Raw genomic sequence first — 12,337 nt, 5'->3', positions numbered from 1 at the left:
ATCAGTTACCCACGGCTTGCACAATTCTGATCTGTTTCTCGTCCGGTATTTCTTGGTAAGACAGTACGCGGAGGTTAGGTATTGTGTTCTTAACAAACTTCGCCAGTGTGGAACGCAATACGCCAGACGTCAGCAGAACCGCAGGCTCACCCTTCAGTTCTTGCTCTTGTGTCGCTTGGCTCAAGGAGGACTGAAGTCGCTCGGCTAACCCCGGTTCTATGCCCGCAGATTCGCCCCCTGATGCCTGCATGGTTTGATGCAATATTTGTTCCAGTTCAGGAATGAGTGTTATCACCGGCAACTCTGGTTCTATACCATTGATTTCCTGAACAATTAGTCGCTTCAGGCTAATGCGCACCGCTGCCGTTAAAATGTCAGGTTCTTGACTCTTACTCGAGTACTCGGCCAACGTCTGCACTATGGTTCTGATATCGCGAATAGGGATGGCTTCGTTAAGTAGGTTTTGTAGCACTTTGACCACCACACCTAATTGCAGTTGATCAGGGACGAAGTTCTCCACCAACTTAGGTGCGCTACGACCAAGCATTTCCAATAGGTTCTGTACTTCTTCATGACCAATCAGCTGTGATGCGTTGTTGGTGAGTAGTTGACTTAGGTGCGTCGCCAATACAGTTGAAGAATCAACAACGGTATAACCAAGAGCTTGTGCATGTTCACGTTGCTCTTCACGAATCCAAACCGCTTCAAGACCGAACGCTGGGTCCATGGTTGGTTCGCCTTCAATCATGCCGTAAACCTGGCCAGGGTTAATAGCTAGTTCTTGGTCGGGACGAATCTCGGCCTCACCAACAGCAACGCCCATCAAGGTAATACGATAGCTGTTTGGGGTCAGTTCTAGGTTGTCGCGGATATGAACCGCAGGAATAAGGAAACCGAAGTCTTGAGAGAGCTTTTTACGCACGCCTTTCACACGTTCAAGCAGTTCGCCACCTTGGTCTCGGTCCACCAATGGGATCAAACGGTAGCCCACTTCCAGACCGATGATATCGACGGGTTGTACATCATCCCATGACAATTCGCGTTGAGAAATGGGTTCGCTGCCATCTTCCGCTTTGGCGGGTAAGGCCGGTTCTTTGGCTTTTTGTTTTTGCTTCTTATCAAGCCAGTAAGCAGCACCACCAGCAACAGCGGCTAATGACAAGAACGAGAAATGCGGCATACCCGGCACGATACCCATCACACCAAGAATGGCAGCGGTGATCATGAGGGCTTTCGGGTTGTCGAACATCTGGAAAATCAGCTGTTCACCCATGTCTTCATCAGTATTTTGACGCGTTACCATCATCGCTGCAGCGATAGACAGTAGCAACGATGGAATTTGTGCCACCAGGCCGTCACCAATGGTCAGGAGCGTGTAGATTTGCATCGCTTCAGAGAAGCCCAAACCATACTGTGCCATACCAATCGACAAACCGCCGATGATATTGATGAACAGGATTAAGATACCGGCAATCGCATCGCCTTTAACAAACTTAGACGCACCATCCATTGAACCGTAGAAGTCGGCTTCTTTGGTCACTTCAAAACGGCGTATGCGTGCTTGGTCTTGGTCAATCAAACCGGCGTTCAAGTCTGCATCAATCGCCATCTGCTTACCCGGTAAGGCATCCAGTGTGAAGCGAGCACTTACCTCAGAAATACGACCCGCACCTTTGGTGACCACCATAAAGTTAATGATCATCAAGATTAGGAACACGACCAAACCCACGGCGTAGTTACCGCCAATCACAACGTTACCAAAGGCTTCGATTACGTTACCAGCGGCGTTGCCCCCTTCATGACCGTAAAGAAGTACCACACGCGTAGACGCCACGTTCAATGCAAGGCGCAATAAGGTTGCAATAAGCAGTACAGTTGGGAATGCAGCAAAGTCGAGTGGACGACGTGTGTAAACGGTCACTAACAACACCACCATGGCTAAGGCGATGTTAAAGGTGAAGAATAAATCCAGCAAGAACGCAGGAATAGGCAAAACCACCATCGCAAGGGTGGCCAGTACCATAACAGGCGCTCCAATGGCAGGCATGGAACGCTGTGGGATCTTTGGCAATTTATCTGCAAATGGCAGGCTTAACTTCATACTGCGAGGTGTCTCAATCGGTCTGGAGCATCACGTAACTGAAAGCAGTAATTAAACGCTTATAATGAGTACTACGCGACGGCTTTAGCCTAAAAGTTTAGGTATTGTTGTTGATTAACGCGTTATAAGCAATGTGTGTACCATGATTAACGCCAAAATAATGACTAATCGCTCAAAGAAATCACAATCCTTTGATCTAATGCGAATTTTTGTCTACTTCACCCATGCAATTATTTTCATTAGTGGCGATGTTCCGGTGGGATTGGCAAATCGTAATCTTGGATCTTAGGTCGCTGACCGCCACGTTTACGATATTGCTTAAGCTGGAACACAAATGCGAGAACTTGTGCAACGGCAGTAAACAGTCCGTCAGGTATTTCTTGTTCTAATTCGGTGGTGTGATAAAGCGCACGCGCCAGTGGTGGAGCGGGTACAATGGTAATGTCATGTTCACGCGCCACTTCTCGGATTTTCATCGCCATGTGGTCAGTACCTTTGGCAATCACCACAGGCGCACGGTCCGTTTTCTGCTTATAGCGCAGCGCTACCGAAAAGTGCTCAGGGTTGGTAATGATAACGTCCGCTTGCGGGACATCCGCCATCATTCGACGCTGTGCGGCTTCCCTTTGCAACATGCGAATACGCCCTTTTACTTCTGGCTTGCCTTCGGTCTCTTTGTATTCGTCTTTAATCTCTTGTTTGGTCATCTTAAGTTGATCGGCATGCTGCCAGATCTGAAAGGGAATATCGATCGCGACCACAATTAACAACGAACAACTGATAAGCAAAATGAAGTTGAGTAGGATATCCAAAGCATGGAAAATGTTTTGCGGATACACATCCATACTGAGTTGAATCAAGTCCGCTTGTGAGGCTTGAATGAGGTATATTGCCATCCCCGTAACAAGTGCGACTTTCAGGATGGACTTGATAAGCTCCACCCAACTCTGCATACCAACCATACGTTTTAAACCGCTAAGCGGGTTCATTTTGGACAGTTTTGGCATTGCCGCTTCAGCAGAAAAACTGATGCCCCCGACCCCTGCGGCTCCAATCATGGCAGCAACAAACAAGATGATGAGAATCAAAAACAGTGGAAACAGCAAATCTGTCATCGCGCCAAACGCAATATCAAACAACTTTGCAGTATCAAAGATCTCTTCTCGCTTGAGATCAAATAAACGGCTCATAATAGAAAACAGTGAGCGTGCTAAAGCATCACCAAACCACATTAAGGCGATCGCGCCCACAATCAGCACAGAGGCGGATGCGAGCTCTTTAGATCGAGCAACTTGCCCCTTCTCTCTGGCTTGTTGTAACCGTCGGGGGGTGGCTTCTTCGGTGCGTTCTTGACCGTCTGACTCTGCCAATCCAGCCTCCTAGCAATTCAAGCGAATGAGGTTACAAATCTGCTCCTCACCCACAGCCCAGAACAATTCATAATGGCTGTATAAACCCGCCAGAATGTACCAACAAAGCAGCAAGCCCACCATCAACGCGAATGCAAAACCGAGTGAGAAAATATTCAACTGCGGTGCAGCACGCGTCATTACACCAAATGATAAGTTGATGGTAAGCAATGCGATGATGCCAGATAAAGACATACTCAGTGCCGTTTTAAACATGATGCCTAGCCAACTCGCCATCTCATAGAAGTCGACACTTCCTAATGAGCCAGAACCAATTGGCAAGGTTTTAAAACTGAACACTACCAGCTGCAGCATTTTTAAGTGCCCATCGGTGGCAAGGAAGAACATAGTTGCCAAGAACATAAAGAGCTGACCAAGTAGTGGCGTGTTCTGCCCATTCGCAGGGTCAACCATGGAGGCAAAACCCAAGCTCGATTGCATACCGAGGATCTGACCAAGCAGAACAAAGGTTTGGATCATAAATTGAGTCACCATGCCCATGGCAACGCCAATAATGATTTGCTCAGCGATGGTCATGAAACCACGGAAAGAGAGCAATTCAATGTCTTGTGGCACAGCGGGAATAGCAGGCGCAACCGCGAAGGTGATCGCTAAGCCAAGGTATAAGCGAATTCGAGGTGAGACGAAGCGTGCCCCAGTTACCGTCATCACCATCAACATGGCAGAGATACGGGTATAGGGCCAGAAGTAGTTTGCGATCCAGTCGAGGACGATATGAGTTGGATACTCCATACGCGCCTCTAGTAGAGCACCTGTGGTAAGCGTTCTATCAGGCCGTAGAAGTATTCCATCAGCATTTGCGTCATCCAGTGGCCGAACAACATCAGAGCCAACAAAGTGACAATCAAACGCGGCAAGAAACTCAGCGTCTGTTCGTTGATGGAGGTTGCCGCTTGGAAAATCGCCACGACTAGACCAATCAGCAAGCTGGGGATAATGATGGCACACACCATGATCAGCACCATCCAAAGTGCCTCACGAAAAAGCTCGACAAACATTTCTGGAGTCATGTCTTACCCTCTTCTCTCTGTGGCCAATCTAAAGGGCAAAACTGCCGGCAAGTGTCGACAATATCAAGTTCCACCCATCCACCAGCACAAACAGCATCAGCTTAAATGGTAGCGATACGATCATTGGCGATAGCATCATCATACCCATTGCCATCAAAACAGAAGCAACAACCAGGTCGATGATCAAAAACGGTAAGAACAGCATAAAGCCGATCTGGAATGCCGTCTTAAGTTCAGAGGTAATGAAAGCTGGGATCAAGACCGCCATCGAGACATCTTCTGGGTTGGTCACTTCTTCACCTGACATGGTCACGAAGGTTTCCAAATCTTTGATGCGAGTTTGTTTGAGCATAAAAGCTTTCATCGGCGCTTGTGCAGCGTCGAAGGCTTCACGAGCCGTCACTTGCTCATTCAAATAGGGTTGAACCGCTTGATCGTTAATTTCATTCAAGACAGGCGACATGATAAAGAACGTCAAAAATAGCGCGATACCAATAATGACTTGGTTAGAAGGCGTTTGTTGTAGACCCATTGCCTGTCGCAAGATGGACATAACCACCACGATACGGGTAAACGACGTCATCAAAATCACCATCGCAGGCAAGAAGCCAAGCATGGTCATCAAAGCAAGAATTTGTAGAGTAACCGAGTAGTCTTCGCTGCCATCGGCATTGGTCGTCATGGTAAAGGCGGGAATCCCTCCACCATTGCCCACTGACATACTGCGGCTTGAGCCCGACTCACCCTCCATTGCCTTAACCGTCACACTGTCGCCCTGCGCTAGATTGGCAGGCAATGATGATTCCTCTGCTTGTGCAAAAGAAAGCGAAGAAAACAGCACGCCAACGAGCAGCATAAAGGTGCTCAGCATCAAGCGGATTGAATTATCCTTTGTCATGTTTTTTTATCAGTTGGCTAAATTGACTAGCAAATGCGCTGGTCGCCAACGCTTCCTCTTTCAATGGCGTTTCAAGCTTGGCCAAGATTTGGATAGATTGGCTTGTAATGCCAACCAAGAACTGTTCTTCACCAACCTGAACAACCGCAATGCGCTCTTTGGTGCCGACTGGTAACTGACTGACAATACGCAGCCCTTTCTGTTGCCCCATCGCTGGAACTTGCATGCGTTTTAGCAACCAAGCCAGTAATAAAATCACACCAATCACAAGCACTAAAGAACCTAACGTGGTTGCTAAATCTAGACTCGTTGGCGCGGCTGCAAATGCATAAGGAGCACTCAGCATTAAGCCGAGTGCTCCTGTAATTTGCTTCAATCGCGTTTTGATTGAACTGCTCATATTAGCGCAGCTTTTTAATGCGTTCAGTTTGGCTGATCACGTCGGTCAGACGAATACCAAACTTGTCATTGACGACAACGACTTCACCATGAGCAATCAAAGTACCGTTAACCAATACATCTAATGACTCACCAGCTAGACGGTCAAGTTCCACAACCGAACCTTGGTTCAATTGCAGCAGGTTACGGATACTGATTTGCGAGCGACCCACTTCCATCGAGATGGTCACTGGGATATCCATGATGGTGTCGAGTTTACGACGCTCATCTTCCGTAATTGGAGCAGAAGTATCTTTTAACTCTTCCAGTGGCGCTGCCAATATCTCATCAACATCGATTGAAGGTGCAGACGGGTCTTCGCCAAGAGCGGCTGCCCATTCGTCTGCTAGCTTTTGATCGTCACTTGGTTCCATTTTTCTGTCCTGTGTTAAGCCTTGCTTACGCCTTTTTGAGTCTCGTCACCAATGACATTGAGAGAGACATCTTGGCGGCTTGTTTTAGCAAGGATTTTTAATCGTTTGTATCGTCGTCATTCTCAAGTTCAGACATGATGTCTTTACCCAAGAAGGCTAAATCGGTTTTGACTACGTGTGGACGCTCGATTTCTTCAGAAACTTGCACGGCAAGCTTGTCGTCAGAACGCCCCATTTTCACACGGTAAGTCGGCAAATCTTCGATGAACATAGTCGCGTGTTCTGGCATTTCAATCGGGATAACATCACCCGGCTGCAGTTCCATCAAATCGCGAAGAGAGATGTCTTTCTCTAACAAGTTCACACGGAAGTTAACCGGGCAATCCATAATTTCTTCGCGCAAAGCAGAGCTCCAACGAACGTCAGTTTCCATCTTGTCGGATTGCACACCTGCATCAAGCAGTTCGCGGATTGGTTCAACCATGGAGTAAGGCATCACTACGTGGAAGTCACCGCCACCGCCATCAACTTCGATGTGGAATGAACTCACGACAATCACTTCGGTCGGACTCACGATGTTTGCCATACTTGGGTTCACTTCGGAATCGAGGTATTCAAATTCCACCCCCATCACTGGCGACCACGCTTCTTTGTAATCTTCGAAAACAATTTTCAGCAGAAGCTGAATGATGCGACGTTCGGTTGGCGTGAATTCTCGGCCTTCGATTTTGGCGTGGAAACGACCATCACCCCCGAAGAAGTTTTCAACCAAGATAAACACCAAACGTGCTTCCATGGTGATCAAGGCTGTGCCTTTGAGTGGACGAAAACGCACCATATTCAAACTGGTCGGAACGTACAGCGTATTTTGGTATTCACCAAATTTCATCATCTGTACGCCGTTAATCGACACCTCAGCGGTTTTACGCAACATGTTAAACAGGCTGATTCGCATGTGTCGTGCAAAGCGCTCATTGATAAGTTCGAGCGTCGGCATCCGACCACGGACAATCCTGTCTTGAGACGAGAAATCGAAACTAACGGCACTTTCGTCGCCGGCATCTATGGGTTCATCGATGTCATCAACATCGTCAACCCCATGCAGTAGCGCATCAATCTCGTCTTGGCTTAATAGATCGGTCACGTTTTACCTATTGAATTACAAAATCTGTAAACAGTACTTTCTCAATCACTGGCTTACCAACTGCCGCGTTCAATGCCGCTTTGATGTCGTCTGAAGCGCGATCTCGCAGTTCCACACGACCCGTAGGTGAACGAAGCTGCTCTACGGTTGCCGATGCGAAAGTCGACAACAAAGAGCTTTCAATTAGTGGGGAGTGGTAACGAGCTAATTGCTCATTTTCACTACCGCGCACCATCAGCTGTGCTTTGATTTGTACCAGTCTGTCGCGACGGTCACCCGTCACGTTAAAAATAAACGGTTGTGCAATGTTAACGTAGGCAATGGGCTCTGCAGCGGTCGTGGCTTGCGCTTGCTGAGTTTGAGCGGCTTGCGCAGGCTCGTCAGAACCCATTAAAAAGAAGGCTGCTGCACCACCACCGATAAGCAACACCACTACCGCAATGATGATGACCAGTAGTTTGCCTTTTCCTTTCGGTGCATCAACACCTTGTAGCTGTTCTTCTGCCATTACTGTCTCTTATTGTTCTGCTTTTTCTAGGCCGCTATTTTATGCGTAAAAACTAATTCCATCACGCTTTGAGGCCACATTCAAATCAAGATTCACGTCGGCATCAAAGTTTTCATCTGACTGGCCAGAAAATCCACGACCTTGTCCGCTTTGACCATTTTGATCCGCATTCGCATAGCCACCTTGCTGCTGACCACTGCTTTGTTGTTGCACTGAAGAATCCGCCAGTTGCATGCCTTGCTGCGCCAACATTTCTCTTAGACGAGGCAGTGTTTGTTCAATCAAGTCGCGTGCTTGTGGGTTTGCTACCGTAAAATGAACGTTGGCAAGATCGTTGTTCATTGTCATGCGGATCTGCATACGACCAAGTTCTGGTGGATCAAGACGGATATCGAGGTTCTTTAAGTTCTTCGACATCATCATTTGCACTTTCTCAGCGACTTGATCATTCGCCAGCTCTTTGGTTAGTTGCAACGGCAACTGAGCTTGCTGAGCGGCATCCACTCTTGTTTGTTGCTGACCTGTCATACCTTGTTGACCTGCTGCCGCTTGAATTTGTCCCGCTAAACTAGGTTGTGGTTCCGGTTTATCTTGCTTATTCGCAGCACCTTTTAATGCGCCAGCAGCAAGGCCAGCATTCATGACCTTCTTACTCAATTCAGCACTCGATGCTGCTTGATTCACAGGATTAATCGTTGAAGCCGCTAGTGCCTCTGGCATCACAGACATTGCAGCTTTATCGACATTTGGCGTAGCTGCAGTTTGAGCGTTCACTTGTGCGGTCGTATGCTTTAGTTCCTGTGCGGCAAGTTGATGCGCTTGCTGAGCGGTCACCGTTGAAGCAACCGTTCTAGAATTGTGTTGAGCTGCTTGATGTTCTGCCATTGCGACTTTTACATCACTCGGTAAGGCAACAAACTGAGCCAACTCTTGCTCTGGAATATCCGCAATAAGTTCGCCCGTTTTTAGCCCTTCAATGATATCGTTCTCTTGCTTAGAAAGCGGCTTTCCTTGCGCTAACTTTGTATCGATGACGTGTAGTTCATCGATAGAGATACGTTTTACGTCAACCGTTTCAGTGTCGGCTGACAAGGTCTTTTGAAACGCCTCAGATCCAATAATCGGCTGCGCACCTTGTGTGACAACTTGGCCGTTAACCGCGGCTTGCGTCGTCGCGTTTACGGTTGCTTCTGCATGCATGGCTTGAGTGTTTGGTGAATTCCAATCAATTTGTGCTTCTGTCTTAGGGTGTGGGCCAATTGGTTTACCGTCGGCATCCAAAGTCACCGTTTCACCTTGTTTCGACACGGTAATCTCACCTTGCGGTAACGTATTTGACGCTGCTAGTTCGATCTTTTGCTCTGGTGATAACGGCTTACCATCCACTGTCATCATTGACTTTGCTGCAAATGCTGCCTCTGGTGGCAATGCTTTGCCGCTATCAACTAAAGACTCATTAGTTTTTAGCGCTTGGTTTGCTTGCTCAATTCGACCAAGCAACTGTTGACCTTCTCCCATCGCACTCTTTACGCTATCACTCTGTACTTGAGTATCGGATATGTTCTTTTGAGTCTCACTCGCCACCACGGACGTATCCCCTGCGTGGCCAGAATCAAATTTTGTAGCAACAGGGACTTCACTGCCGCTCTGTGAAACCGATGAATTTACCCCAACAGTGTCAACATCAGAATCTACAGGCGTCGCTTTACTACCTTGATCGCTTGTTGCCTTTGTCTCGCCTTGAATCAGCAACGCGTCGGTCGATTCGGTTGACGTGGTCTTCTCACCTTCTGTTGTGACTTTTTCTTGGCTCTCACCTTCAGAGCCTGTCGAGGCCACTTTCAGGCTTTCGCTTTCAATTTCTGTTGATGCTTCTGGCGTGTCAGACTTCGCGACTGCCTTTTCTGCTTTTTGTGAATCCGTAAATACCCCAGCTAAGGTTTCAAAAAAACCTTTGCTTTCAGGGTTTTCTGCATCAACTTTTGAAGACGCATCGGAAACCGATGACTTACTAGTTGCAGAAACATTCGACAAATTCATATTCATATAGACACTCTCGTTATCGCCAGCGTGAGTCATTCCACTGCCGGATTGCCTTGCATGGCAAAATTAGGTGATTGGAGAACCCGTTTGGCAAATAGAATTGCAAAAATCACGCCAACGCATAACGTGAGTTTTCTGACGCTCATCAGGCCCGATTGAATGATGGAATCAAGATCAACCTCAGAAGAAACGGCTTAGTGCGATGAATTTGACTCAAACGCTTTCAAGGCGTAAACAGTAACCTTGCTCAACCGACGAGGACCGACTGTGAAAGTAACAGAATTACGCCAATACAAAATCAAAACAGGCAAAACAGAGCAATGGTTAACGTGGATGAAAGACGAGTTGCTGCCCTACCAACGCTCCAAAGGCATGCATGTCCTAAGCACCTATGTTCACACGGGTGAAGATGGGCACGATTATTTTGTGTGGTTACGGGAATTTGATAGCGAAGCCGATCGTCAGAGACTTTATGCGGACACTTACAATGATTGGTGGATTAACAACATTCGTCCAAAAGTGTTTGAGTTGATCGAGCAAGACTCGGTTAAAGTCACTTTGCTTGAATCCGTCGACATGTAGCCAACAAAAACAATACTACATAGCGACAGGAGACGCTTAAAAACGTTGCGGTTTTCGGCTATACAGTAAAGTAGAGAACTCATCCATTTGCTTTTGCTCTCGCTTAGCTTCCGCAATTTGCTTTTCTTTCTCGCGCTTATCAATCATCCACTCATAAGACATTCGCTCTTTACGCATGTTTAACCAATAGTCTTGGCAGTTGACGACTTGCTCTTTGAAGTGGTTTTCCGCTTGCTTTTGCTTGGAAAGCGTTTCATCAAGCTGGGTTAAGAATCGGTTTAAGTGACCATATTGACTGGCCGTCAGACCTGCCATACCGCGATCGACTAACTGTTGGCAGTAATCTAAACGGTACTTTTCAATCTGTTCGACTTGGCGGTAGTAGTCTTCAAGCTCTGAGCGTGCTTTGTTCAGTGCCAACACCGCTTGGTCTTCACGCTCTTTCGCTTGATCAAGTAGGAATTCCATCGCGTTATTCATGCGCTATTACCCACCTAAAATGCTTTTCAGCATATTGACACACATATCGTATGGTACGGATTCTTTCATACGTTGTTGTAGGTATTCGTCCAATCTTGGCTTGAGGGTAAACGCACCATCGATCGCTGGATCAGTACCCGGCTTGTACGCACCAATCGACACCAAGTCTTGGTTTTTACGGCAAATGGAGAGCACTTGGCGCACAGCTTTCGACATCAATACGTGTTCTTCGGTGGTGATTTGCGGCATAACGCGGCTCACCGATTTCTCAACGTCAATCGCCGGGTAGTGGCCCGCATCGGCCATTTCCCGGGATAACACGATGTGGCCATCGAGGATCGCACGTGACGCATCGGCAATCGGATCTTGTAGATCATCACCCTCGGTTAAAACAGTAAAGAAAGCGGTAATCGAACCTTGGTCATCACTGCCATTACCCGCACGTTCTACCAACGCCGGTAATTTCGCAAACACCGAAGGCGGATAACCTTTGGTTGCAGGAGGCTCACCGACTGACAGTGCAATTTCGCGCTGTGCTTGAGCAAAACGAGTCAGTGAATCCATCAATAGAAGAACATCTAACCCTTGGTCACGGAAGTATTCGGCAATCGTCAGTGCAGTTTGACAGCCTTTCAAACGCATTAAAGGTGAAGCATCGGCAGGAGCAGCCACCACAACAGAGCGACGGCGTCCGTCTTCACCCAGAATCTCTTCAATGAATTCTTTTACTTCACGTCCACGCTCACCAATCAGACCAACGACAACAACTTGCGCCGTCGTGCCTCGTGTCATCATGCCAAGGGTGACCGATTTACCCACACCAGAACCGGCAAACAGACCAATACGCTGGCCTTTACCTACCGTCAATAAACCGTTGATAGCTTTCAGGCCGACGTCGAGTGGTTCGGATATCGGTTTACGTGCCAATGGGTTAATAGGTTCGGCATTGAACGAAGCCCGTTGTTCGGTGTAAAGCGGACCAAGACCGTCCAGTGGGTTACCCACACCGTCGATCACGCGACCTAGTAGTTCCATACCAACAGGCAGACCGGCCTCGCTGGTCAAAGGTGTCACTTTCGCCCCTGGTAAGATGCCTGTGATTTGCTCACTCGGCATTAAGAAAAGATTGTCTCCAGAAAAGCCCACCACTTCCGCTTCCATATGACCGGACATGGTTTCGACCAAACACAAACTGCCAATTGGCGCACGGCAACCCGTCGCTTCCAAAGTTAAGCCAACAACACGCACAAGCTTGCCGGAAGCAACAGGGCGTGTGGTTAAACCTTCAACTTTGTAGTTTTTTAAGCGGTCGGCCAAGGCTTGCATGGA

At 47.8% G+C, this 12,337-nt stretch carries 13 protein-coding genes; 1 reads left to right on the top strand and 12 read right to left on the bottom strand.

Features of this window, described 5'->3' with window-relative positions; genetic code table 11:
* Nucleotide 1 precedes the first annotated feature (1 nt).
* From flhA to ITG12_RS15625, 10 genes are all read right to left on the bottom strand, one after another.
* Nucleotides 2-2,101 (bottom strand): flagellar biosynthesis protein FlhA, encoded by a 2,100-nt coding sequence (flhA, locus tag ITG12_RS15670; RefSeq protein ID WP_038872072.1) that lies wholly within the window; start codon nt 2,099-2,101, stop codon nt 2-4.
* Between the two features lie 239 nt (nt 2,102-2,340).
* Nucleotides 2,341-3,471 (bottom strand): flagellar biosynthesis protein FlhB, encoded by a 1,131-nt coding sequence (gene flhB, locus ITG12_RS15665; protein ID WP_248873215.1) that lies wholly within the window; start codon nt 3,469-3,471, stop codon nt 2,341-2,343.
* 9 nt (nt 3,472-3,480) lie between these two features.
* The gene (gene fliR, locus ITG12_RS15660) at nt 3,481-4,263 is read right to left on the bottom strand and encodes a flagellar biosynthetic protein FliR (RefSeq protein WP_038872076.1); all 783 of its coding nucleotides are present in this window, start codon (nt 4,261-4,263) and stop codon (nt 3,481-3,483) included.
* A gap of 8 nt (nt 4,264-4,271) precedes the next feature.
* Nucleotides 4,272-4,541: a flagellar biosynthesis protein FliQ gene (fliQ, locus tag ITG12_RS15655; RefSeq protein WP_005380488.1), complete on the bottom strand. Its 270-nt coding sequence runs from the start codon at nt 4,539-4,541 to the stop codon at nt 4,272-4,274.
* Nucleotides 4,542-4,569: 28 nt separating this feature from the next.
* Nucleotides 4,570-5,439 (bottom strand): flagellar type III secretion system pore protein FliP, encoded by an 870-nt coding sequence (gene fliP / locus ITG12_RS15650; RefSeq protein WP_039974181.1) that lies wholly within the window; start codon nt 5,437-5,439, stop codon nt 4,570-4,572.
* Nucleotides 5,426-5,839, bottom strand: coding sequence for a flagellar biosynthetic protein FliO (fliO, locus tag ITG12_RS15645; RefSeq protein WP_248873214.1), 414 nt, complete (start codon nt 5,837-5,839; stop codon nt 5,426-5,428). Before fliO ends, fliP begins: the two co-directional genes overlap by 14 nt.
* Before the next feature lies 1 nt (nt 5,840).
* Nucleotides 5,841-6,251 carry a flagellar motor switch protein FliN gene (gene fliN, locus ITG12_RS15640; protein ID WP_005438697.1) on the bottom strand — a complete coding sequence of 137 codons (411 nt, stop codon included), beginning with the start codon at nt 6,249-6,251 and terminating at the stop codon, nt 5,841-5,843.
* A gap of 97 nt (nt 6,252-6,348) precedes the next feature.
* Nucleotides 6,349-7,395: a flagellar motor switch protein FliM gene (gene fliM / locus ITG12_RS15635; protein ID WP_248873213.1), complete on the bottom strand. Its 1,047-nt coding sequence runs from the start codon at nt 7,393-7,395 to the stop codon at nt 6,349-6,351.
* 7 nt (nt 7,396-7,402) lie between these two features.
* The gene (gene fliL / locus ITG12_RS15630) at nt 7,403-7,903 is read right to left on the bottom strand and encodes a flagellar basal body-associated protein FliL (RefSeq protein ID WP_038872085.1); all 501 of its coding nucleotides are present in this window, start codon (nt 7,901-7,903) and stop codon (nt 7,403-7,405) included.
* A 39-nt stretch (nt 7,904-7,942) separates the two neighbouring features.
* Complete coding sequence (locus tag ITG12_RS15625) at nt 7,943-9,949, bottom strand: flagellar hook-length control protein FliK (RefSeq protein WP_248873212.1); 2,007 nt, start codon at nt 9,947-9,949, stop codon at nt 7,943-7,945.
* A 264-nt stretch (nt 9,950-10,213) separates the two neighbouring features.
* Between ITG12_RS15625 and ITG12_RS15620 the strand changes: the two genes are divergently transcribed.
* Entirely contained in the window at nt 10,214-10,528 is a 315-nt protein-coding gene (locus ITG12_RS15620) for an NIPSNAP family protein (protein ID WP_045420114.1), read from the top strand.
* 36 nt (nt 10,529-10,564) lie between these two features.
* Here ITG12_RS15620 and fliJ read toward each other — a convergent pair whose 3' ends face one another.
* A complete protein-coding gene (gene fliJ / locus ITG12_RS15615) occupies nt 10,565-11,008 on the bottom strand; it encodes a flagellar export protein FliJ (RefSeq protein WP_039974184.1) in 444 nt (147 codons plus the stop codon).
* A gap of 6 nt (nt 11,009-11,014) precedes the next feature.
* On the bottom strand, nt 11,015-12,334 hold the full coding sequence (fliI, locus tag ITG12_RS15610; protein WP_038872090.1) for a flagellar protein export ATPase FliI: 1,320 nt from the start codon (nt 12,332-12,334) through the stop codon (nt 11,015-11,017).
* Between the last annotated feature and the right edge of the window lie 3 nt (nt 12,335-12,337).

The organism is Vibrio sp. ED002, from assembly GCF_023277445.1.
GTDB classification, from domain to species: domain Bacteria; phylum Pseudomonadota; class Gammaproteobacteria; order Enterobacterales; family Vibrionaceae; genus Vibrio; species Vibrio jasicida.
The sequence above is the reverse complement of the archived record's forward strand: the minus strand, read 5'-3'. Positions and strand labels throughout refer to the sequence as shown.